Source organism: Akkermansia muciniphila, assembly GCF_002884975.1.
In the GTDB taxonomy this organism is placed as follows: domain Bacteria; phylum Verrucomicrobiota; class Verrucomicrobiia; order Verrucomicrobiales; family Akkermansiaceae; genus Akkermansia; species Akkermansia muciniphila_C.
Map to the genome: position 1 here is coordinate 1183506 of NZ_PJKB01000001.1, position 23037 is coordinate 1206542.

Consider the following 23037-nt stretch of genomic DNA (forward strand, 5'->3'; position numbering starts at 1 on the left):
AATCACGTCAATATCCAAGCCCATAGGACGTTCTGGCTTGATAAAACCGGAAAACTGTCCAAATGTGATGGTATGCAAGTAATCATTCACCAATGGGCCTTCAACGGAAGCTTTGAACAGCTTGCCTCCCTGCCCCGCCAGGAACTCGTCAACGACTGGTTTGGATATGACGTGGAGCCAAGCGCGGAGTTCGCCTTTGCCACGGACGGCCAGTACCTCTGGTTCCTGGCTTCCCGGAACAAGGAGGCTACCGTGCACCCGGACGCGCGGCCCGGCCAGTTCCAGCCGGAATTATGGCGGTATGACCTGGCTGAATGGTTCATGGCCGCTGGGGACGGCACCAATTACTGGGAGTTCAACCTTGCCCCCAACGGCGCCTGGTGGGCCTGCGCCTTTTCCGACACGCGCCGCGCCAATGAGGATATTCCGGCACCGCTGGCCGTGGATACCGAGTGCATCCTGACGGATGAAGGCTGGTGCGCCATGGCCCGCATTCCGCTGAACGAATTGCGCGGCGTGGACATCCGTGACTGCAAGCTGGCCGCTACATTTATCCTGGAGACTCCGGACCAGATTTTCCTGACCACGGCGGACGACCTTTCCGGCAACCCGGACTTCCACCGCCCGGACTGCTTCTGCACCCCCATTCTCAAGTAATCCATGTCTTTGGAAGAAGACATTTCCCGCATCCTGGGGCCTGAAAAGGTTTCCGGAGATCCGGAGGTACTGGCCGCGCACGCCGGGGACAAGTGGTACGCCTCCGTGCTCCCGGAGGCGGTCGTTTTCCCGGAGAGCACGGAGGACGTCTCCCTGCTTCTGCGCTACGCCTCCTCCATGAACATTCCAGTCACGGCCCGCGGCGGCGGCGTGGGATACGTAGGGGGCTGCGTTCCCGTGCGCGGAGGCATCAGCCTTTCCCTGGAACGGATGAACCGCATTCTGGAAATCTCCCCGGAAGACGGCGTGGCCGTGGTGGAACCCGGCGTCATCACGGCGGACCTCCAGCGTGAAGTACGCGCCCTGGGGTGGTTCTACCCCCCGGACCCGGCTTCCAAAAAGGAATGCAGCCTGGGCGGGAACATCGCCACGAACGCCGGAGGCCCCCGGTGCCTGAAATACGGAGTCACCAAGGCCTATGTGCTGGGCCTCACCGTGGTGCTGGCCAGCGGGGAAGTGGTGGAATGCGGAGGGCGCACCCACAAGAACAAAACGGGGTTCGACCTGGGGGACCTCTTCATCGGCTCGGAAGGGATGCTGGGCGTCATCACCCGCGCCATTCTGCGCATCATCCCCCATCCGGAAGCGTTCGGCGCGCTCAGCGCCAGCTTCCCGCAGTTTCCCATGGCGGCCGCGGCCGTACAGCGTATCCTGAACAGCGGGCACCTTCCCTCCGCGCTGGAAATTACGGACAGCTTCACCCTCCGCGCCGCACGCGCCTACCTGGGGGACAGCGCCCTGCCTTCCGGCAGCCGCGGCCACCTGATTGTGGAAGTGGACGGCAGGCAGGCCGCCGTGCGTGAGGAACTGGATTCCCTCTGCGCCCTGCTGGAGGAATGCGGGGCCACGGACATCCTGCGCGCGGACACGGAAGAGGAGGCGGAAGCTGTCTGGCAGCTGCGGCGTGAATTTTCCTACAGCCTGAAAGCCACCGGCATGACCAAGCTTAATGAAGACATCGTCATTCCCCGGTCCCGCCTGGTGGATCTGGTGGAGTTCTGCGAAGCCATGAACCGGGAAACCGGGCTGGACATCGCCTGCTTCGGCCATTCCGGGGACGGCAACATCCATACCAACATCATGGTGGACGATTACACGGACCCGGAGAAGAAAGCCCTGGCGGACGCCTGCGTGGACAGGCTGTTCCGCTGGGTGCTGGAACACGGGGGCACTATCACCGGGGAACACGGCATCGGCCTGGCGAAGGCCAAATGGTTCCGGGAAGCCGTGGGAGAAGGAGCCTTCCACCTGCACGAACTGGTCAAATCCGCCCTGGACCCCCGGAATTTGCTGAATCCGGGCAAAATGGGACTCCCGTAACGTAAAATAGACTTCCATGATGCCCCCGGACGGGGCATCATGGCAACCGCACTTCATGAACAGCCCGCACAAGTCCATCCTAGCTGCCCTTTACGACCATTTCCCGGTCGCAGATGCCGTCCTGGTGTTTATTCTGGACCATCCCCTGGCCTGGTTTACGCCCAAATGGCGCAGGAAAGGCCGCATGGCCCTGAAAGCGGTGCGCCGTTATATCAATTACAACCGCGACCTTCTGCCTCCCGAACGCCTGGCGGAGTTTGAAGAAAGCCGCAACCTGCTGAAAACGGCCCTCCGCAGGGGGGACAGGCAGCAGGTGGAAACCATTACCTCAAAACTAGAATCCACGCTGGAATCCATTCCCGGGGCCCTGCCCTCAGGCCTGGCGGAAAACGTGGAGGTGCTGTTCGTGATCCTGGCCATTTTCCTGGGCCTGCGCTGTTACGTGGTGCAGCCCTTCCGCATCCCCACCGGCTCCATGCAGCCCTCCCTGAACGGCATCCGGGCCGTTCCCCAGGAGGGAGACCCCACCCTGATGCAGAAAATCGGGGACATGGTGATGTACGGCGGCTCCTACGTGCATGAAACGGCCTCCAAGGAAAAGAAAATCGTCCGCTTTGAACCCGCCACCAAATACCTTCTTCTGACCGTCACCAACGTGGTGTTTGACGACGGCTCTAGGCTGGAAATTCCGGCGGCGGAGGCGGAAACACGCCGCTATTTCCTCAACCAGGAACCGCGTTTCGAGTCCGAGCGGAACACTCCGTTCAGAAGCTACCTGCCGGGGGATACGATCGTCAACGCCCGCTTTGACGCCGGTGACCTGATCGTGGTGAACAAGATGGCCTACCACTTCCGCAAGCCGGAACGCGGGGAAGTCTTCGTCTTTGACACGCGCGGCATTGAAGGCATTGCCAACAAGGGCGGCAGCACCGGACAGGAGGGAGGCACCCATTACGTCAAACGCCTCGCCGGCGTACCGGGGGATTCCCTGTCCATCCAGGATTCCCAATTGATCGTGAACGGAAAGCCGGCCACGGAATGGACCATCCAGAGGGTGGCTTCCGGCAAGCCCCCCTACCAGCCCTGCGGCTATGTGGCCCTTCCCGCCCCGCTGAGCCTGCTGGATGGCAGGGCCTACATCACGGAAGGTGGCACCGTGCACCTTTCCAATGACAAAAAACGCCCCTACCTGCGCGAATATGTGGCCCTGGGCGACAATTCCACCCGTGAAAATTCCTTTGACTCCCGGTACTGGGGGCCCGTTCACCAATACAACATCGTAGGCCCCGCCAGCTTCTGCCTGTGGCCCTTTACCTCCCATTGGGGGCTTATCCCCTGATTCCCGCCCTTCCGCAGGCTCCCTTTCCCCGTCACGACATGACTCAAGCCCAGACTATCACCAGCAAGGCCAAGTCCAACTTGGCCTTCGCTCTCATTGACCTTCCCGAAGAAGAACGCCGCCACATGGCGGAATTTTACGCCTTCTGCCGCACGGTGGACGACATCGTGGACGAACCGGGCATGACGCCCCGTGAACGCCATGACGCCCTGAACCGCTGGATAGAGGTCATCAACGGAGGAGACGGCCTGGAGCTGACGGAGCTGGAGGAGGACATCGTGGCCCTGATCCAGGACCTGGAGCTGGATACCACCCCCATGCTGCACCTGATTGAAGGCTGCCGTTCCGACATCTGCCAGCAGCAGCCCCTGACCCGTGACGAATTGCTGGACTACACCTATTGCGTGGCCTGCTGCGTGGGCCTCACCTCAGCCCGCATCATGGGCGCGGGGGAAGCCTCCTATCCGTACGCCATCGCCCTGGGACATGCCCTCCAGATGGTGAACATCATCCGGGACGTGGCGGAAGACTGCAACAAATCCAACCGCATTTACCTGCCCAGGGAGGACATGGACCGCTTCGGCTATTCCCTGGAAGATCTGCGCGCCCGGGTGTACTCCCCCCAGCTCCGGGAACTGCTGCAATATGAAGCGGACCTGGCGGAAAAGTTTTTCACGGAAGCGGAGGAGGAATACAACCGCCTCAGCCCCGAGGATAGGGCGGCGCTCGTTCCCGCCCAGGCCATGGCGCTGATCTACCACACCATCCTGGACAAGATGAAGGCGGGCGGCTTCCGCATTTTTGACATCCGCTACCACGTCAATACCTTCCACAAGCTCTGGCTTCTGTTCCGCATCAAGCTGGACATTGACCCCCAGTCCTATTACGACAAGTCCAAGGCGTACTATGACAAGCTCGTGGGCTTCCTCTCCCGGCCTATCAGGAAGGACGAGAAATAGAAATTCCCTGCCCTCCCCGGCGGGAAGAAAACAGACGTAAAGGAAGAAGGAGCGGGAAAACCCGCGCGGTTCATTTATCCCCCGTGTTCCGGTTCCCGGGAAAAAGGCAATGAAAAAGGGCTGTCCCCCAAGGAAACAGCCCCATTTCTCCCAGCGGGAAGCGCTCTTCATCATGCCGCCCTTCGGCGCCTCAACAGGAGCCCGGCCAGGCCCAGCAGGCTCAGCGATGCCGCCGCCGGTTCGGGAACCATCAGTTCCCCATCCACGGAAACGCCCACCCTGGCATTATTATTATTGTTCCCTCCCCCGGCGCCCACCACGGCATAAAGCTTTCCGTTTCCGTTCTTTTTCATGTCCTCCAACTGTTCCGGCGTAAGGTCGTAATGGACATTCCACGGATTGCCGTCATTGTTTTTCGTACCCCGGCATAATTCCACCATTTCCCCGTCATTGGTCTCATACCAGACGGAGTACGTATACGTACCCCCCGTTCCGGAAGGAGAAAGGTTCATGCTGAAAGACAGGCCGGAATAATCCTGGATGTTTTCAATGGTCATTTTCAAGCCGAAGCACACCCCCGCCGTACCGGGCATGCTGGGAAGGCTGATGGTCTGGTCTTCCGGATTGGCGGAAGCGCTGCCCCAGCGCATGTCCCCGTTCCCGGTCGTGGTATACCAGCCGTCGTTGCGGGAACCGAGCCAGCTCTTGACGTCGTTTCCCGTGATTCCGTCACCGGCCAGCCGGCCTGCGGAATTGTAGCCCTGGCCCGTAATCGTGTCGATTTCAGGAACCAGCTCAATGGTTGCGGCGGCGGCCATGGCCGCCAGGGCGGCAGCCCCCGCGCAAATCATGTATAGTAGCTTCTTCATATCCTGCTGAATAAGTGGATAACTGCATACTGCCGGATTAGGAATCCGTTACATGGACGGAAGAAGGGAAATACCCCTCCGCTTCGCTTCAGAAAAGATTCCGGATACAAGGGAGGGGAGTCCTCCCCTCCCTGCCAGCCATTTCCCGCCAAACCACGGTATACGGCCCCTTCACTGCATCTTTTGATGGCCGCGCCGCCGGAAATAAATATGCCCAGCCCTTATCAGGAAGTGTTCCATAGAAAAAGCCGGAAGCCTCCTATTCCCAGGTACCCGGATTCAGGATATAACTGAGTAAATTTGCATTAAATGACTTTTTATCAAATTTGTGGGTTGACTTCGGATTCCTAATCCGTTGAAAAAATCAACTACTTGACTGTTTGTCCATAACGGCATTATTCTCGCAGAATTCCGGGGAGAAGGCACGGGGAGCCGGAAGCATTTTCCCATGGAAAATGACAATAAGAACTTCTCCGTACAATGAATCTGCCATGAGCCGGAACGCCTCTTTTCCCTCCCTGCCGCTACAAGAAGCCGAATTTGCCGATGCGCCCCATTTAAACAGACTCCGCGCCGGAGACGGCAAGAGGGAAGAAAAAGGCCATTCCTGCCGGGAAGGATCAGAAAATTCTCCCGGCACAGGCGCCTTCAACGGTGCCTGGAAACATGCACAGTCACGGAGACGCTGTCCGTACGCGGGAGGATGAATTTGTGCAGGGTGACGATCACGTGGCGTGCGCCAAACTCATGCAGGCAAACCTTCCCCATGTCCTCCGCCAGCGTTTCCACCAGCTTGCGGGGATACGCCAGGGCCTCCGCCCTCAGGGCACGGGCGATGGAATCATAACAGACGGTTTTTGAAAAATCGTCATTCAAGCCGGAGAGGGCTTCATCCGGATAAAAGGTGATGTCCGCCTTCAGGGTCTGCATGGAAGCCCGCTCCTCCTCCGGCACGCCGATGAAGGTGTCCAGCTCCAGGCCGTTGATGTTGATGGAATCCTGCGTGTCGGACGGCAGCGCATAACGGCGCATCAGCGTGCGCAGGACAAGCAGGTCCGGAACGATGATGTCCGGCCTGACCTTGGAGAGCTGGGCCGCGTCATTGTAGCCCGTCAGCACGGCGATGGATGTGATGCCCGCATGGTGGGCAGTCTCCACGTCATGCTGCATGTCCCCGATAAACGCCGTTTCATGGGCATGCAGGCCATGCTGCGCCAGCAGGGTATGGATATGGGTGTCCTTGTGGCGGATGCCCGCATGAATGGCTTCAAAATATTCCATCATGCCCAGGTCACGGCACTGGATGTCAAATTCCTTGGCGTCCACGCTGGTGAGGATGAAGCAGCGCACGCCGCGCGCACGGCAGAATTCCAGGAATTCCCGCGCATGGGGGAGCACTTCCACCGGAGCATTGGATACGCGGAAGGCATACCGGAAATGGTCCTCCAGTTCATCCAGGTCCGCCTGGGGCAAAACGCGGGCGTAATAGTCCGGGTAGGGGAGCTGGAATTCCGCACGGAACTCATCCCTGTTCATGCAGGGTTTTCCGTACTGGGAAAAAACGTAGTTGGAAGCGTCCAGCGTCAGGGCCAGGTCATCCACGAGGGTGCCGGACCAGTCGAAAATCAAATTCTTGAACATGGGAATGCGTATTGGGGGAAATCAGTCCAGAGCGTACCGCATGGCGGCGAGACCAAAAAAGGCGGCCGTCTCCACCCGCAGGACAATGGGCCCCAGCGTGACAGGGGCGAATCCGGCCTCCAGGGCCAGGGCCGTTTCCTGGTCCGTAAAATCACCCTCCGGCCCCACCAGCAGGGAGGCGCGCCGCACGGACCGGGCACGGGCTTCTTCCAGCACGTCCCTGACCGGGCGCACGCCGGGCACCAGGGAAGCGATTACGTTCAGGCCTTCCGGAGCTCCGCGCCGCAGCCATTCCGCGAAGGGAACGGGTGCCGCCACCTCAGGCAGCGTATTCTGGCCGCACTGCTTGCAGGCCTCCAGGGCGATGCGCTGCCACTTCTGCCTTTTGGCCCCGGCTTCACGGGCGTTCAGGCGCACGATCGTGCGGTCCGTCAGAAGAGGAACGATGGCGGAAACGCCCAGTTCCACGGCCTTCTGGATGATAAGGTCCATGTTGGCCCCCTTCGGCACAGCCTGGCACAGGGTCAGATGGGCCACCGCCGGAGGGGGGGGGCATTCCTCCCCGGGAACCAGCAACACGCCGGAGCTGCGCGGAGTCTCCGCCACCACGGCATGGGCGGCGCGGCCGCAGCCGTCAAAAACGATGCAGGAATCTCCCTGTTTCAGGCGCAGCACCTTGGCGGCATGGTGCGCCTCATCCCCCCGCAGCTCCCAGGAGGGAGCTGTCCATTCAGAAGCGGGGAGATAGAAGCGGGCCATGTCTGAAACGGAAAAACGGGCCTTACTTGCTCTTCAGGTAGCGCGCCGCCTTGTCGGCAAACGCCTCGCAGGCCGGCTGGTTGCGCTTTTCATCCAGAGTGGAGGAGAAGGCGTTCAGCTTGTCCATCTGGTCCTTGGTAAGCTTGGTGGGAACTTCCACCTCCACTTCCACCAGCATGTCCCCTACGTCCGAGCCGCGCAGGGCTTTCATCCCCTTGCCGCGCAGGCGGAAGATCATGCCGTTCTGCGTGCCTTCCGGCAGCTTGATGGTGGCGGCGCCTTCCAGCGTGGGAACTTTCAGCTTGCCGCCGGACACGGCCAGGGAGAGCGGCACCGGAACCGTACAGCTCAGGTCATTGCCCTCCCGCTGGAAAATATCATGCGGTTTCACGTCAATAAACACATGCAGGTCCCCGGTGGGTCCCCCGTGCACGCCGGCATCCCCTTCCCCGGCAATGCGGAGCTGGCTGCCCGTAGCGACGCCCGCGGGAATGCGGATGGTGATGTGGGAGTCCTCCCTCACGCGGCCTTCCCCGCGGCAGACGGGGCACGGGTCCGAGATGATTTCCCCGGTGCCGTGGCACGTGGGACATGTGGACTGCTGGACGAAAAAGCCGCTCTGCTGGGTGATGATGCCGCGCCCCTGGCAGGTTGGGCACGTCTTGAAGGATTCCTTCCCGTCCCGGGCCCCGGAGCCATGGCATGCCTTGCAGGTCACCAGGCGTTCAATTTCCAGTTTCTTGGTGCAGCCCTTCGCCGCTTCTTCCAGAGTAATGTCCAGATCGTAACGCAGATCGGAGCCGGGCCTCTTGGAAGACCTCTTCTGGCCCCCGTGGCCGCCGGCACCTCCGAACATGTCCGCAAACCCGCCCATGCCGGAAAACATCTGGGCGAAAATATCCATCGGGTCCTGGAACCCTCCTCCGGAATAACCTCCGCCGCCCGCAGCGGGACCGCCCTGTTCAAAGGCAGCGTGGCCGAAGCGGTCATACGCGGCCTTCTTGTCCGCATCGGAAAGCACCTCGTAGGCCTCTCCCAGCTCCTTGAACTTCTCTTCCGCGGAAGGATCGTCCGGATTGCGGTCCGGGTGGTACTTCAAGGCCAGCTTGCGGTAGGCCTTCTTGATCTCATCATCGGTGGCGTCCTTGGAAACGCCCAGGATCTCGTAATAATCTTTCTTAGTAGCCATGTGGCGTGAATGTTAAAAAACGGTCAAACTTGCGGTTCAGGTTCCGGAGTCTGCGCTACCACGACGTTCGCCGGGCGCAGGAGCCTGTCTTTCAGCTTGTACCCCTTGCGGATGACGCGCAGGACGGTGCCCTCAGGCTGGTCGGAAGGTTCGCGCTGGAGGGCCTCCTCCGTGGCATGGTCAAACATGCTGCCTACAACGGGCTCCACGGAAGTCACGCCGTTGCTGGCGAGAAATTCGTCCAGCTGCTTCTTCACCATGTTCATGCCGATGTAAATCATGGAGCCGGTGTCCGCACTGGCGGCGGCCATGCCCATTTCAAAATTGTCAATCACGGGAAGCAGCTCCTCCAGCAGGCGCTGGTTGGCGAACTTGGCGCATTCCTCCTTCTCCTTCACCATGCGCTTGCGGTAATTATCATACTCCGCAGCGGTGCGCATGGCGGTATCCCGCCACTTCATCAATTCATCTTCCAGGGAAGGTTCTGCATCTTTCTGTTCTGCGGGAGCGTCCTGAACCTGTTCCCGGACTTCCTTCTCTTCCGCATCCGCGTTCTTCTTTTCTTGCTCTTCCTTGCTCATGCGGCCAATGTAAATACTTTTACCGAATGCGTCAACGGCCCCGTAAGACATGGATGACGTTTGACGCGTGATGACTGGAACCTGATACAACTCCTCTATGCAGAAAAGGGAATGACAGCCTTTCCGGCAGCCGTTTCAGTCTTCCGGAGCGTCCGCCGCAGGCAGCAGCCGGGCAAGCTTTTCCGCGCACCCGTCCGGCAGCTCCACCACCTTCAGCCGTGCGGACTCCCCGCGCAGCAGGGAGACGGAGGACCGGGGAATGTCCAGCCATGCGGACAGGAAAAGGATGACGGCCCTGTTTGCCTTTCCCTCCACGGGTGGGGCGGCGATGCGGAGTTTAAGCACGCACCCGGCGCGGGGATCGTCCTCCCAGCCCGCGGCCCCGCTCTTTTTTGCGTTGGGGATGACTTTCAGGGCCAGTTTCATGCCGTTTCCGGTCCGGATTCCGTGCGTTGCCTGGCTACCAGGTCCGCGTACCTGACCAGCCCCCCGCCGAACAGGTCCAGGGCGCTCCCCACCGTGGCGTCCATGGCGCCTCCGCTCAGGGCGTCTATCTCGTCAAAATCCCGGATATGGCTGATTCCTCCGGCATAGGTCATGGGCCGGCGGCGCCAGCTGCCCAGCAGCTTCACCAGTTCCCGGTCAATCCCGGTGCAGAGGCCCTCCACGTCCGCCGCATGAATGAGGAACTCCGCGCAGTGCTCCGCCAGCATATCCAGCGTCTGCTCCGTCACCCGGAGCTCCGTCAGGGTCTGCCACCGGTTCATGGCTACGGCCCAGCCGCCCGGAACCCTCCGGCAGCTCAAATCCAGCACCAGATGCTCCGCACCCACGGCGGAGACAAGGTCCTTCAGCTTATCCTGCAAAAACGTTCCCTCCGCGTCAAACAGGCAGGAGGTGACAATCACGTGGCTGGCTCCGGCGGAAATCCATTCCTCCGCATTTTCCGGCACAATGCCGCCGCCCACCTGAAGGCCGCCAGGCCAGGCCGCCAAGGCCTCCCGCGCCGCCAAGTCATTGCCTGGCCCCAGCTTGATCACATGGCCGCCGCCCAGGCCGTCCCGGCGGTACAGCTCCGCATACCATGCAGCGCCGCGGTCGGAAACGAAATTGGTGCGCAGGGAGGCCGCATCCTGCGTCAGGGAGCCGCCCACAATCTGCTTCACCCGCCCGTCATGTAAATCAATGCATGGTCTGAATCTCGTCACCCGGTCACTTTGCCCGGACGGCCCTCCCGCGTCAAGAAGGGATTCCCCTCCCTTGCTCCGGCAGAAACGGGCGCGGAATTTACACAAAACCGGCCCGGGCGTCCGCTCTACCGGGTAACCTCCCCTGAACACCGTTCCAAAAGACCATGAAAAACAATCCTGTAAAAAACCACATTCTTTCCTACTGCGCCGGGAGCGCCCTGTTTACCCTCCTGGCCTTTTCCGCCTCCGTGGCGGAGGCCGGAATCCACATCCACGGAGAAATCCGCCTCCCGGCGGGCGGACAAGCCGCTTTCCTGTATGATTCCGCCGGATTCCCCATCTGGGGCTATGCCCCGTGCGGACGCCCCGTTTACGCCTATTCCCCCGGAGGCGCGCCCATTTATGCCATCAACGGCATTTACCGGGGATGCTACGTTCCCACGTGGAATCCCAGGCCGCACTACCGCGGCCCCATCTGGCCCGCCGGAATCTGCCGGGGGCACCATGCGGCGCACCCCCATTGCGGAACGCCATGCCCGCCACCACGGCCGCACTACCGGCCCTGCCGCCCACGGCCCCCGTACGGCGGGCGCCCGCCCCACTTCCACCGCCGCCGGTAAAACAACGGACGGACGCGGAAACCAAGGCGGAGCAGTCATGAGGCGGCCCGCCTCCCCATCTGCGGGAAGGAAGCGGAGTTACGTTACTCCGGGAAGGAAAGCCCGTACCACCCTTCCCCGATCAGCTTCACCAGCGTGAAGGAATACTCCCCCTTGCGGTTGGGCTCCTTGCTGCGGGAAAGCAGGACGCGCATGCGGAGCATGTCCAGCCCGTCATTGGCGTTCAGCACCCGGTAGGGGGAATGCTCCATTTCCTCATTAATCCTGAACAGCATGAACAGGCGCTTGCCCATCTCCGATTTCCGGGGAACATGCACCATGGGGCGCGCAATGCTGCGCTCTTCCGAACCGTTCATTCCGGGAGCAATCAGCTTGAACGCATAGTCATTCTTGTTTTCGGAAACACGGTCACGGATCATCCACACGCGGAACTCCGCAATATCCTCACCCTTCCCACGCGCAAAATCCTCCCAGTTCACCGGCTGGTAGCGGGCGAACTGCTGCCAGTCCAGCTTCCAAGAGCCATCCTGTTCATCCTTGAAGAAGCAGAATTCCATGTCCGGGGTTCTCTCAAACCCGATCAGGAGCTGGGCGCAGGGAATGCCTTCCACCTCAAGCACGGCAAAGCTCTTAGGCCCCGTGGGCTTGCTGGCAATTACTTCCGGGGGGGAGACGGCGTAATGCCTGACCATCAGGGGGAGGGATTTCAGGGAATTCCACACGAAGGAGGATTTCTGAACTACATCACTGGCGCTCAAATACTTCTGCGCCTCCACCAGGCAATTCTTCAACAGCTCCTGGCGCTCCATGGGAGGAATGTAATGCGGCGTCCAGAAACTGTAGTCCACCTTGTCCTTCAGAGCGGCCTGCAATCCTCCGGACAACATCTCCGGCGTGGCGCATATCCGCGCGGCGGCGCCTGAATCACGGGCCGCCTGGCGCTTCTGAAGCCAGAAGAAAAGACCGCCGAAAAACAGGCCCAGCGCCATCAGGAAGAAAATGACGGAAAGAATGCGGCCCAGCGCGCCGCCCGCCTTGGCGCCGTTCCCGCGCGCGGAAGGGGAAAGGGGTGGCCTATTTTCAGATAAATCACTCATTTTAAAACGGAAGTATCCACAGAAAACAACTGCGGAAGGATGGTCAAACACTACCGGAACGCCAAGGGCAACGCAACGATAAAAAACAGACACATTTTTTTATCCGTTCCGGAGAAAATTGTTTCACATCCACAAGCGGGTGATGTACATTAAACCGGACGAGTTTCAAGAGCTCCCGCCTTACCTTTCACCCCCCCTCTTTTTTAACGCCATGTTTGGATCATTTACCACCGTTCCGGCCCCCAAGGGCAACAAGAATCCTGAATCCACCCCCAGCTGGATGGACGTAGCCAAAAGCCAGGACACTCCCGAACCCGTTGCGGAACCCGTTCCCTCCCCCGCCTCCTACGCCCCCACCACCCGCGTTCAGCAGCTTACCCGCAACGTGCTGAATTCCGATGTGGAAGTAGTAGGCTCCCTGCGTTTTTCCGACGACCTGCTGATTGACGGCACCGTGGAAGGCGACATCTCCTCAGAGGGCGTGCTCTCCGTAGGCCAGAATGCCGTCATCCGTGCGGAAATCAACACCAAGTCCGTCATCATCCACGGCAAGGTCATCGGCAACGTTACAGTTACGGACCGTGTGGAACTGAAGAGCACCGCGGAACTGGTGGGTGACATCCAGGCGGCCTCCCTCGCTATTGAAGGCGGCGCCATCTTCATCGGCCACTCCACGGTAGGAGCCCCCACGGTGGGCACCGCCGGAGCCTCCGCCGCCAAGAAGCCCGCTCCCGTCCATGCCTTCGCCCCGGAACCGGAAACTGCCGTTCCGGCCAGCCAGAGCACGCTGGACATTGACGCGGAATAAAAAGCTTTTAACCAGCCATCTTCAGGGGCGCCAAGGGAACGGACCGTTCTTTTGCCGCCCCTCTTTGTTCCATGAACCCTCCCTTCCAGCCCATTCCGCGAACCAGCAACGCGCCCTCCGGAAAAATCACGCGCCCCGCTCCGGCGCCTCCGTGGACTCTCCCGGCAGTGGCGGAAAACCCTCCCGCTCCCACGCGGGAAGTGGAATGCTTCTCCTGCCGCCGGAGCACATCCGTTCCCGTCACCGCCGTTTCCGCCAGATGCGGGCACTGCTCCGCCTACATCAAGCTGGATGACGTTATTCTGCACAGCAGAACGCACAGGACCAGGGTGCAGACCTGCGGAAGCGTCACCGTACAGGCCAATGCAGACCTGAAGGGACTGAACGTGGAATGCCGTGACCTGGTCTTATACGGAAGGGCGTCCGGCGACTTTCTGTGCCGGGGCGTCTGCAAGATCAAAACGGACCAGCACATCTCCGGCTCCATCTCCGCCCGCAGGCTGGTAGTGGAGAGGAAGACGACGGTGCTGGTCACAGGAGCCATTCACGTGGAAAACATCTGGATACAGGGCGCCCTGGAAGGAACGCTCACGGCGGATGAAACCGTTACCATCCACCGGCATGCCAAATTCCTGGGGGACATTACGGCGCGCCGCCTCATCATTGAGGAAGGAGGCGCCCACCAGGGCTCTTTTACCCGGCTTACGTGACATGAACCTCCCCATCTCCATCCGCGGCGCACGCCAGCACAACCTCCGGAACCTGGATCTGGACCTTCCGTCCAACAAGCTGATCGTGTTCAGCGGCCCTTCCGGTTCCGGAAAATCCTCCCTGGCGTTCGACACGCTCTTTTCCGAATCCCGCAGGCGTTTCCTGGACTGTCTTTCAGCCCGCGCCCGGCAGGGCATGGAACAGCCGGAAAAACCGGAGGTGGACAGCATCACCGGACTGCCCCCGGCCCTGTGCCTGGAACAATCCGTCCGGCAGCAGAGTTCCCGCACCCTGCTGGGGAGCATCACGGAAATTCTGGATTACCTCCGCATCCTGTACGCCGCTGCGGGCACGCCTCATGACCCGGAAACGGGCCAGGAACTGGTGCGCAAGAGCCCGGACCGGATTACGGAGGAGCTCGTCTCCCTGCCGGAACAAACGCGCCTAGTGCTGGCGGCTCCGGCGGAAACCCTGCTGGCCCAGGACCCGGCGGCCACGCTGGGTGACTTTCAGCGCCAGGGTTTTCTGCGGGTTTACTGGAACGGGGAAGTGCGGGACATTGAGGAAATAGGCCCCCCCTCCCCGCCCCCGCCGGACGCCGCCCTGGTCATTGACCGCATCATCATCAGAGGTGAAGGTACGGCCTCCCGCGTGGCGGACTCCCTGCAAACGGCTCTCCGTATCAACCCGGACGAGGTGCGGGCCATCATTACCCGCCCGGGGGAAGAAGCCGCCGTCCAGGCCTTCCACACCCGGTACCGCAACCCGGAAACGGGCTTCCTGCTCCCCCAGCTTACGCCGCGCCATTTTTCCTTTAACTCCCCCCTGGGCGCCTGTCCGGCCTGCCAGGGGTCCGGACTTAATGACCGGGAGGACGCCCCATGCCCGGCCTGCGGAGGCCTGCGGCTCTCCCCGCTGGCGCTGGCCGTGACCATGCATACCCCGGGCCGGGCCTACAATCTGGCGGAACTGACGGCCCTGCCGCTGGAAGACATGGCCGGGGAAGTGGAGAAGCTGGAAACGCCGGCCTCCCTGGCAACGGCCCTAAACCCGCTCATGGAGGAGATCAACAAGCGCGTGCGCTTCCTGAATGAACTGGGCCTTTCCTACCTCTCCCTGGACCGTCAGGCGAACACCCTCTCCGGCGGGGAACTGCAGCGGGCGCGCCTGGCCTCCCAGCTGGGTGGAGCCCTTTCAGGGGTCCTCTACATCCTGGACGAACCTACCGCGGGACTGCACCCTTCCGATACGGACCGCCTTCTGCATGCGCTCCGGTCTCTCCGGGACCAGGGCAATACCGTCCTGGTGGTGGAGCACGATGAACAAATCCTGAACGCGGCAGACCACCTGGTGGACATGGGACCCGGCTCCGGGGCCAACGGAGGACGCATCCTGGCCCAGGGAACCCTCCCGGAAATTCTGGAAAACGCGGAGAGCCCCACCGGAGCATGGCTCTCCGGCAAACGGAGCATGCCCGCCTCCGCGCACCGTGCGCTCCCTTCCAGCCGCCTGATTCTGACGGGAGCGGCCAAACACAACCTCAACAATGTCACCCTGAACATTCCGGTGGGCGCGCTGACCTGCATCTCCGGCCCCTCCGGGTCTGGAAAATCCACCCTTGTCCGGGACTGCCTCATTCCTGCGGTCAGACAGGACCTGGCCGGGAAAAGGGGTGTCCCACGCATCGTGCAGGGATCGGAACACGTCAACCGCCTCGTCGTCATTGACCAGTCCCCCATCGGCAAAACGCCGCGCTCCACGCCGGCCACGGCCACGGGACTGCTCCAGGTGCTGCGTCCCCTTTACGCCCAGCTCCCCCTTTCCAAGCAGAGGGGGTACACGGCGGCGCGCTTTTCCCCCAACATCCGCGGTGGGCGCTGTGAGCGGTGCCTGGGAACAGGCATGATTGAAGTGGACATGAACTTTCTGGGCAACGTCACCATGCCCTGCGACGCCTGCCAGGGCCAATGCTACAACCGGGAAACCCTGGAAGTCACCTGGAAGGGAAAATCCATCGCCCAGGCGCTGGCGCTGACCGTGGATGAAGCGGCGGACTTCTTCTCCTCCCTCCCCAAAGCCACCGCCATTCTCAAAAGCATGCAGGACGTGGGGCTGGGGTACCTCAACCTCAACCGCCGGGCGGACACGCTCTCCGGCGGGGAATCCCAGCGCATCAAAATAGCGGCGGAACTTGCAAAAGCTCCGGCCTGGAAGCTGGCGGAGGACGGCAAGCGCGCCCTGTTCATTCTGGACGAACCTACCAGCGGCCTCCACTTTAATGAAGTGGCCCTTCTCCTGACAGCCCTTTTCCGCCTGAGAGCCGCCGGGCATACCGTCCTCTGCGTAGAACACCACAAGGATCTGCTGGATGCGGCGGATTACCTGGTGGACATGGGACCCGGAGCCGGCAGGCATGGCGGGAACATTGTGGCGGAAGGCACTCCCGCCGCCGTGGCGGCCATGCCGGAAGCGCCCACTTCCCGCTGGCTTTCTTCCCATTAAAATTGGGAAAATCTACTATGATCTTGACCTGGTTCCAATTATTCTATAACGGTAGGGGAATCCCTTTTTTGTCCGTTTATGAACCTCCGTTCCCTCTCCGTGGCGCTTCTTGCCGTGTGCCTTTCTTCTGAAACGGCCCGTGCCGTTCCGGTATTCCTTGAAAATGTCTCTGAAACCTCCGGCTGGTATGACTGCAACAAAAAGACCAAATGGGACTGGGGCAGTATTTCAAACCGTCCGTCCGAATACTATAAGCTGCCTCTGGACAGCCAGCTTTGCTGGGCGGCCTCGGCGTCCAACGTGCTGCAATGGTGGCAGGATACGCGGAGCGACCGGGACCCGGCCACGCCCAACGGAAAATCCGCCACTTATGCGGCCATGCCGGAAGTCGGCCAGCTGGCTATCTACTACACCATCGCGAACAACTGGACGGACGCCGGAGGTTCCGTGGAACAGGCCTACAACTGGTGGTTCAACGGCAGCACGCTTCCTTCCGTCTTCTTCCCCACCGACTCCCAAATCAGTGACCAGCCCGTCTTTTCACCAGCTTCCTCAGGCGGATACTGGAAGGAACTGAATATGAACGTCACCTATACCCCGGGAGGCGGAGGCGTGGCGGACACTCCCCTCTTCAATTCCTACACCTTCTACAACCATGACGACAGAAACGGAGTCTATGGAATCCTGAAAAACAACATCAATAACAACTGGGGAACCACGCTCACCATCGGCCAGAACGGAACGGGCCACGCCATCACCATGTGGGGATACGATACGGATGCGAACGGCAATCTGATTGTTTACCTGACGGACTCTGATGACTACGCCGTAGGCATGTTCCGCCAGAAAGTGGTGGTGGACGATCAAAAGTACGTCTATCTGACCAGCCTGGACGGAGAGAAGAATGTGTACGGCTATTCCTATGAAGAGCTGGGCCTGACCGGGTGCCAGGTGGGGGAAATCCAGGGCTTCACGGCGCCTTTGGGAGACCTCAGAATTCCGGAACCCTCCACCGGGGTTCTGGCCCTCTGCGGGTTGTTCCTTCCGCTGTGGCTGCGCCGCCGGCGCCCGTGAACAGAGCGGGCTTAAACTCCGGCCCATTCAAAACGAGCCTTGATTCTTGCAGGAAAAATGTGCAGAATTGGCAAACGCACAGTTCAGGAGAGCGTGAATTGTTCCAATGTTCCCCCAGTGCGGTACCTGTGAAATGAATGACGCTTCCAACAACCGCGGCGAGCTGGAAAACACCGTCTCGACTTACTCCGTCGACATAGAAACACTTCAGCAAACAGCCCTGAAGGGAGATCCCCAGGCGCTGTTCCAGCTGGCGATCAGTTATGAACAGGGGCGCGGGGTTGTGGAAAACCAGCAGGAAGCCTTCTACTGCTACCAGCAGGCCGCGGAGCTCGGCCACGTCACGGCCCAGCTCAACCTCGGCTGGGCCTATTCCAACGGCATAGGCGCTCCGCAGGATAATGACAAGGCCTTCTACTGGTACCAGAAAGCCGCGGAACAGGGACACCCCACCGCGCAATTCGACCTCGGGTTCTGCTATATCAACGGGCTCGGTGTGGAAAAAGATGAACACCAGGCCATCAGCTGGTACAAAAAAGCGGCGGAACAGGGCCATGCGGTGGCCCAGCTCAACCTCGGCTGGATTTACGCCAACAGCAACAGCCAGAAAAACTGGGAACAGGCCGTGTACTGGTACCAGCAGGCCGCGGAACAGGGAGACCCCCGCGCCCAGTATAACCTGGCCTGGTGCTACGGCAACGGTAGCGGCACACCCAAAAACCCGCAAAAAGCGGCCTACTGGTATGAAGAGGCGGCCACACAAAACCATGCCACAGCCCAGTACAACCTGGGGTGGTGCTATGAAAACGGCTTCGGCGTGCAGCCCAATCTGGACAAGGCCCTGGTGTGGTACCACAAATCAGCCCTTCAGGGCCAGATCACGGCCCAATACACGCTGGGCTGGTGCTACGGCAACGGCCGGGGCATGGAAGTGGACATGGCCAAGGCCGTCTACTGGTACACCAAAGCCGCCGAACAAGGCCACACAACGGCCCAGCTCAATCTGGGATGGTGCCACCTCAACGGCAAGGGAACGCCCGTCAACCGGGAAGAAGCCTTGAAATGGTATCTCAAGGCGGCGGAACAGGGCAACGCCACCGCCATGTTCAATGTGGGCAACTGCTACGCCCACGGCTACGGTATTGAACAAAATGAAGAACAGGCGGCCGCCTGGTACCAGAAAGCCGTCAAACACGGCAATAAAAAAGCCGTCAGCGCCCTGCGCCACCTTGCCTCTAGGCAGGAAAAAGAAAAGAGCCCGGATGCCCAGGCTTGAAAAGCTGCAAGGAATGCTCCTGTCACGGAATGATGGTTTCTTACAAAAACCGGGAGGCTCTCGTTCCCAGCTACGCGGCCATTAAGAAACAGAGAAAAGGGCGTACCCCAGCAAGTTGAACGGATACGCCCGGCCGGGAATGAAGGCACGGTGCGTGCCTTCTTCAAATTCACCCACTCTTGGCACCTCAAGCTTCGCTTTCCGTCCAAACGGGCTTTCCCGGCACTGCATCAAATACAGAGCTTACCGCCTTCCCTTCCGTCCGCCTCCCGCGGGGCCTTTCCTGGAAAGCCTTTCCACCGCCTCCGGCAACCGGGCCGCACCGTCTCCGCCCAGCGCCACATCTATATCCTCCAGCGCGTGAATCAGGTCAATCACCCCCCGCCGGGACAATGCTCCCCCGGCGGCCACGCAAAAATGGGTGCGGCAAGCCAGAGGCCTGCCTTCATAAATCATGCACCTTCCCTGCCCGTTCAGAAACGGGCAGCTGCCGTCCGGGTGCAGTTCCACGCGCGTACGTCCGGCGGCACGCCATGCCTTCCAGGCAACCCACGCCTCCCCCAGCGTCACATGGGGGGTCTCCCCGGTCAGGCGGAACCGGCAGCAATCCGCCGTGCCCGTACAGGAACGCGCAGCCCCGGAGGCCCGGACGGAGCCTTCCGCCAGCAAACGGCGCACCTCCGTTAACAATTCAGCGGAGGGGGCGCACCCCTCCGCCTTTCCATGACGGCACTTGCCGGACGCCATGACAGATGACTCCCTAAAGCGTCAGGCCGTCAGCCTTCGCCTGGTTCCAGTACGCGTACTCGGAGCGGTTGAAATCAACATACTCCGGAGACAGGTCCGTGGTATACACCGTGTGAGAAAACTCCCCGCGGTTCAGATTAATCTCCACCAGGAAGGCGGGCGCCTGCACGGCCTGGCGCAGGTCGTCAGACGGCGTATCCGCCTGCATGCCGCCGCGGCACGCGGGAAGTCCGGCAATGTCGATGTTGATCTTCTCTTCATCCACCTTAGCACCACAGTAGCCCACGGCATGGATGATACGGCCCCAGTTGGGGTCGTTGCCGTTCCAGGAACTCTTCACCAGGGAGGATTTGGCGACGGCTTCCGCCGCCTTCTTCGCTTCCTCCTCCGTGCGGCCTCCGGTCACGCGCACAGTCACAAACTTGGTCACGCGCTCGCCGTCCTGCACAATGTGCTTGGCAAGCTCCAGCATCACATGGGCCAGAGCCTGCTGGAACGCGTAAATATCTTCCGGGGATTCCAGCTTCACGCCGGACGCGCCGTTCGCCATCACCAGCACCGTGTCATTCGTGCTCATGTCACCGTCAATGGTGATGCAATTAAAGGAACTCTTCACGCCGGACTGCACGCACAGCTCCAGCACGTCGCGGGAAATGCCCGCATCCGTCGTAATGAAGCACAGCATGGTAGCCATGCAGGGATTGATCATGCCCGCGCCCTTGCAGCACGCGCCAATGCGCACGGGCCTGCCCTGCACCATGAACTCAATGGCGATGATCTTTTCCTTCGTATCACTGGTCATCACAGCCTGGGCTACTTCATGGCCCTTGTCACGTGAAAGGCCCTCCGCCAGTTCCGGGAACTTGGGATAAATGCGCATCATGGGCATCGGCAGGCCGATCACTCCGGTGGAACACACGGCTACTTCCGCAGGCTTCAGCCCCAGAAGCTCCGCTACGCTCCTGCATTCGCCCCTGGCGTCTTCCACCCCCTGGGCTCCGGTACAGGCATTCGCATTCCCGCTATTCGCCACAATGGCGCGGATATCCCCCTTCCGGAGGTGCTCACGGCTCACCTTCACGCAGGCGGCCTGCACGCGGTTGGTTGTGAACGTGCCTGCGGAAACGCAGGGTTCCGTGGAATAAATCAGGGCCAGGTCCAGGCGCGTGGCCGTAGGCTTCTTGATGCCGCAGCTCACGGCGCTGCCCAAAAAGCCCTGGGGCGTGCAGACGCCCCCGTCAACCGGAATATAGGATGAATCATTCATCGTTTTGAAGTGCCTTTCAGCGTATCAAAAAACTACAGTACCCACAAGCCTTCCGTTTCATCAAACCCGCACATGATATTGAAGGACTGGACGGCCTGGCCGCCGGCGCCCTTCACCACGTTATCTTCCGCACTCATCAGGATCACGCGGTTCGTCCGGGGATCATACGCCCAGCCGATGTCCACGCAATTCGTGCGGGTCACATTCTTGGTATCCGCAGGCTGGTTGCGCCCCAGCAGGCGCACGAACGGGGCATCCGCATAAGCCTCTTCCAAAATCTGGCCGACGGACTCAGCGTCCGCCCCCTTCTTCACCCTGGCCGTGATGGTGGAGCAGATGCCCGTATTCACCGGAATCAGGTGCGGAGTGAAGGACATCACCACCGTCTCCCCGGCGGCATGGGAAAGCTCCTGCTCAATCTCGCTCAAATGGCGGTGCTTCGGCACACCGTAGGCATGGAAGCTTTCATTGCACTCACAAAACAAGAGGGGAATGGAAGCCTTGCGCCCCGCGCCGCTCACGCCGCTGCCGGAACAGACAACCACGTCCTCCGGCTCCAGCAGGCCGGCCTTGAACAGAGGGATCAGGGGAAGAAGAATGCTGGTGGGATAACAGCCGGGAGAAGCTACGATGCGCGCTCCGGCAATCTCCGCCCGGCGCCACTCTGGCAGGCCGTACACGGCTTCCTGCATCAGGGCCGTATCCGGATGGGCGTTTCCATAATACTCCTCGTAAACCTCCGGGCTGTTCAAACGGAAATCCGCGCTCAGGTCAATCACGCGCACGCCCCGGTCCACCAGGCCGCGGGCATAGGAAGCGGCCACGCCGTGAGGCAGCGCCAGAAAAGCCACCTCCGCGCCCGTGGCGGCAATCGCGTCCACATCGGAATCCGTAAACTTCAAGTCGGAACCCGGAACCTGCCGGAAACGGGGAAACACCTCCCACAGCGGCTGCCCGGCATACTGGCGGGAGGTAGCGCACACCAGCTTCACCCCGCGGTGATTCAACAGGATGCGCAACAACTCCTGCCCGGTGTAGCCACTGGCTCCGACGACTGCTACTTGAACTTGCTTCATGACAAAAAAGGTATGCTATGAAAAAAGACTCTTGCCAACACTAAAGTTTTCCTATATACACCTCGCCGTCGCAAGACACGGCCCCGGTCGGTCCGATTTTATCGGGTTGTAGCGCAGTCTGGTAGCGCACCTGCATGGGGTGCAGGGGGTCGCAGGTTCGAATCCTGTCAACCCGACCACTTTTAACCGCTGTAAGTTGAAAAGCTTACAGCGGTTTTTGTTTCCGGCATATTGAATATAACCGCCCACCCGTTCATGACTCTTTCCACATCACGGTGATACGGCTCTTTATATTCATGCGCCTGTGTAAATGCAGAAGAGTTCCGGAAAAGGAGAAAAGCACACGGAATCCTCGTATCCTGTCCCTGCACCTCTCCCGCCTGACGTTGCGCGCGGGATGACCTCTCTTTGAAATACATGCAAACTCCTTCCGCAAGGTGCCCGTCCTGAAACAGGTTCCAAGTCATCAATAGATACGTCCCTGAGTAAAAACAGCACGTCACCAGCCGGGATTATCCCGAACCAGTAAATAACAATCATGAATGAGATGATCACAATTAATGGAATCCTCATGGCCACGCAGAATGAATTTTCTGCCCATGCGGGAAACGCAAACATGCACGTCACCGCACAGGAAAAGGAAAAATGGAATTCCGGCGGTCAAGGCTCTAAAGGAGACAAGGGAGATCCGGGCCCTCAAGGCCCCCAGGGCCCCAAAGGAGATCCCGGCATCCAGGGCCCTGCCGGTCCACAAGGACCCAAAGGGGACAAGGGAGATAAAGGGGATGCAGGTCCCGAAGGTCCGCGCGGTTCCAGCGTAGCGCCGGGCTGTTTCATGTGGTTCTGCGGCAGCGCAGCTCCAAGCGGCTGGCTGGAATGCAATGGGGCAACCCTGCAAATCAGCCAATATCCGGAATTATACGCGGCGATCGGCACTACCTATGGCGGCGACGGAGTCACCACCTTTGCCCTTCCCAACCTGGCCATCGACAACGGCCTCTTCATTCGCTCCACCTCCCTGGAAAGAACGGTAGGAAGCGTGCAGGGAGATGCCATCCGCAATATTACAGGGGGCCTTGCTACATCTCCCCCCGCGGATAAAACGCCCAACCCCGGTAGCGGAGCTTTCAGTCAAACAACATCTTACCAAACCACCTGGGGAGGGCTGAGCAGTTATAACGGAGGTAGAATGAATGGAATTAAATTTGATGCTTCCAAGATAGTTCCAACAGCAGACGAAAACCGTCCCGTCAATATGGCCTTAATGCCTATCATCAAATACTGATATAACAAAT

22 protein-coding genes and 1 tRNA gene are annotated in these 23037 nt (G+C 60.4%); 12 read left to right on the top strand and 11 right to left on the bottom strand.

Going from position 1 to position 23037, the window contains the following annotated elements; translation table 11 throughout:
- The first annotated feature begins 72 nt into the window (after positions 1-72).
- The 4 genes from CXU21_RS04785 to CXU21_RS04800 are packed head-to-tail and all read left to right on the top strand — an operon-like array spanning position 73 to position 4335.
- Positions 73-657, top strand: a complete 585-nt coding sequence (locus CXU21_RS04785) for a DOMON-like domain-containing protein (RefSeq protein WP_102714531.1) — start codon at positions 73-75, stop codon at positions 655-657.
- 3 nt (positions 658-660) lie between these two features.
- Complete coding sequence (locus tag CXU21_RS04790; protein WP_102725236.1) at positions 661-2037, top strand: FAD-binding oxidoreductase; 1377 nt, start codon at positions 661-663, stop codon at positions 2035-2037.
- A gap of 55 nt (positions 2038-2092) precedes the next feature.
- Positions 2093-3376 carry a signal peptidase I gene (gene lepB / locus CXU21_RS04795; protein ID WP_180972443.1) on the top strand — a complete coding sequence of 428 codons (1284 nt, stop codon included), beginning with the start codon at positions 2093-2095 and terminating at the stop codon, positions 3374-3376.
- 38 nt (positions 3377-3414) lie between these two features.
- The gene (locus CXU21_RS04800) at positions 3415-4335 is read left to right on the top strand and encodes a phytoene/squalene synthase family protein (RefSeq protein WP_146016958.1); all 921 of its coding nucleotides are present in this window, start codon (positions 3415-3417) and stop codon (positions 4333-4335) included.
- A gap of 170 nt (positions 4336-4505) precedes the next feature.
- On the opposite strand, the gene CXU21_RS04805 is transcribed toward CXU21_RS04800, so the two are convergent.
- The 7 genes from CXU21_RS04805 to hisA all read right to left on the bottom strand — a co-directional run bounded on the left by CXU21_RS04805 (position 4506) and on the right by hisA (position 10582).
- Positions 4506-5204 carry a PEP-CTERM sorting domain-containing protein gene (locus tag CXU21_RS04805; protein WP_146016729.1) on the bottom strand — a complete coding sequence of 233 codons (699 nt, stop codon included), beginning with the start codon at positions 5202-5204 and terminating at the stop codon, positions 4506-4508.
- A gap of 648 nt (positions 5205-5852) precedes the next feature.
- Complete coding sequence (locus tag CXU21_RS04810) at positions 5853-6845, bottom strand: HAD hydrolase-like protein (protein WP_102725239.1); 993 nt, start codon at positions 6843-6845, stop codon at positions 5853-5855.
- Positions 6846-6866: 21 nt separating this feature from the next.
- Positions 6867-7604 (bottom strand): 16S rRNA (uracil(1498)-N(3))-methyltransferase, encoded by a 738-nt coding sequence (locus CXU21_RS04815; RefSeq protein WP_102725240.1) that lies wholly within the window; start codon positions 7602-7604, stop codon positions 6867-6869.
- Positions 7605-7626: 22 nt separating this feature from the next.
- Entirely contained in the window at positions 7627-8793 is a 1167-nt protein-coding gene (gene dnaJ / locus CXU21_RS04820) for a molecular chaperone DnaJ (protein WP_102714545.1), read from the bottom strand.
- Between the two features lie 23 nt (positions 8794-8816).
- Positions 8817-9374, bottom strand: a complete 558-nt coding sequence (locus CXU21_RS04825; protein ID WP_180972444.1) for a nucleotide exchange factor GrpE — start codon at positions 9372-9374, stop codon at positions 8817-8819.
- Positions 9375-9509: 135 nt separating this feature from the next.
- Positions 9510-9800: a DUF167 domain-containing protein gene (locus CXU21_RS04830; protein WP_102725241.1), complete on the bottom strand. Its 291-nt coding sequence runs from the start codon at positions 9798-9800 to the stop codon at positions 9510-9512.
- Positions 9797-10582 carry a phosphoribosylformimino-5-aminoimidazole carboxamide ribotide isomerase gene (gene hisA, locus CXU21_RS04835; RefSeq protein ID WP_102725440.1) on the bottom strand — a complete coding sequence of 262 codons (786 nt, stop codon included), beginning with the start codon at positions 10580-10582 and terminating at the stop codon, positions 9797-9799. The genes CXU21_RS04830 and hisA overlap by 4 nt, the downstream gene beginning before the upstream one ends.
- A 146-nt stretch (positions 10583-10728) precedes the next feature.
- On the opposite strand from hisA, the gene CXU21_RS04840 reads away from it, so the two are divergent.
- Positions 10729-11184 carry a hypothetical protein gene (locus CXU21_RS04840; protein WP_102725242.1) on the top strand — a complete coding sequence of 152 codons (456 nt, stop codon included), beginning with the start codon at positions 10729-10731 and terminating at the stop codon, positions 11182-11184.
- Between the two features lie 83 nt (positions 11185-11267).
- Here CXU21_RS04840 and CXU21_RS04845 read toward each other — a convergent pair whose 3' ends face one another.
- Positions 11268-12281, bottom strand: a complete 1014-nt coding sequence (locus CXU21_RS04845; protein ID WP_102714555.1) for a hypothetical protein — start codon at positions 12279-12281, stop codon at positions 11268-11270.
- Positions 12282-12492: 211 nt separating this feature from the next.
- Between CXU21_RS04845 and CXU21_RS04850 the strand changes: the two genes are divergently transcribed.
- The 5 genes from CXU21_RS04850 (at position 12493) to CXU21_RS04870 (ending at position 18652) form a co-directional block, all read left to right on the top strand.
- Positions 12493-13089 carry a bactofilin family protein gene (locus tag CXU21_RS04850; protein WP_257997357.1) on the top strand — a complete coding sequence of 199 codons (597 nt, stop codon included), beginning with the start codon at positions 12493-12495 and terminating at the stop codon, positions 13087-13089.
- 71 nt (positions 13090-13160) lie between these two features.
- Complete coding sequence (locus CXU21_RS04855) at positions 13161-13799, top strand: polymer-forming cytoskeletal protein (protein WP_102725243.1); 639 nt, start codon at positions 13161-13163, stop codon at positions 13797-13799.
- A 1-nt stretch (position 13800) separates the two neighbouring features.
- Positions 13801-16302 (top strand): excinuclease ABC subunit UvrA, encoded by a 2502-nt coding sequence (locus CXU21_RS04860; RefSeq protein ID WP_102725244.1) that lies wholly within the window; start codon positions 13801-13803, stop codon positions 16300-16302.
- A 78-nt stretch (positions 16303-16380) separates the two neighbouring features.
- Entirely contained in the window at positions 16381-17376 is a 996-nt protein-coding gene (locus CXU21_RS04865) for an IdeS/Mac family cysteine endopeptidase (protein ID WP_102725245.1), read from the top strand.
- Positions 17377-17509: 133 nt separating this feature from the next.
- The gene (locus CXU21_RS04870) at positions 17510-18652 is read left to right on the top strand and encodes a tetratricopeptide repeat protein (RefSeq protein WP_180972650.1); all 1143 of its coding nucleotides are present in this window, start codon (positions 17510-17512) and stop codon (positions 18650-18652) included.
- Positions 18653-18895: 243 nt separating this feature from the next.
- Here CXU21_RS04870 and CXU21_RS04875 read toward each other — a convergent pair whose 3' ends face one another.
- The 3 genes from CXU21_RS04875 to argC are packed head-to-tail and all read right to left on the bottom strand — an operon-like array spanning position 18896 to position 21742.
- Positions 18896-19399 carry a YkgJ family cysteine cluster protein gene (locus CXU21_RS04875; RefSeq protein ID WP_102725247.1) on the bottom strand — a complete coding sequence of 168 codons (504 nt, stop codon included), beginning with the start codon at positions 19397-19399 and terminating at the stop codon, positions 18896-18898.
- 13 nt (positions 19400-19412) lie between these two features.
- Positions 19413-20666 (bottom strand): bifunctional glutamate N-acetyltransferase/amino-acid acetyltransferase ArgJ, encoded by a 1254-nt coding sequence (gene argJ / locus CXU21_RS04880; RefSeq protein WP_102725248.1) that lies wholly within the window; start codon positions 20664-20666, stop codon positions 19413-19415.
- Between the two features lie 32 nt (positions 20667-20698).
- On the bottom strand, positions 20699-21742 hold the full coding sequence (gene argC / locus CXU21_RS04885; RefSeq protein ID WP_102725249.1) for an N-acetyl-gamma-glutamyl-phosphate reductase: 1044 nt from the start codon (positions 21740-21742) through the stop codon (positions 20699-20701).
- 102 nt (positions 21743-21844) lie between these two features.
- Between argC and CXU21_RS04890 the strand changes: the two genes are divergently transcribed.
- Together CXU21_RS04890 and CXU21_RS12575 are read left to right on the top strand one after the other, a co-directional pair.
- Positions 21845-21921, top strand: a tRNA-Pro gene (locus tag CXU21_RS04890).
- A gap of 359 nt (positions 21922-22280) precedes the next feature.
- Positions 22281-23027: a phage tail protein gene (locus CXU21_RS12575; RefSeq protein ID WP_102725250.1), complete on the top strand. Its 747-nt coding sequence runs from the start codon at positions 22281-22283 to the stop codon at positions 23025-23027.
- The last annotated feature ends 10 nt before the right edge of the window (positions 23028-23037 follow it).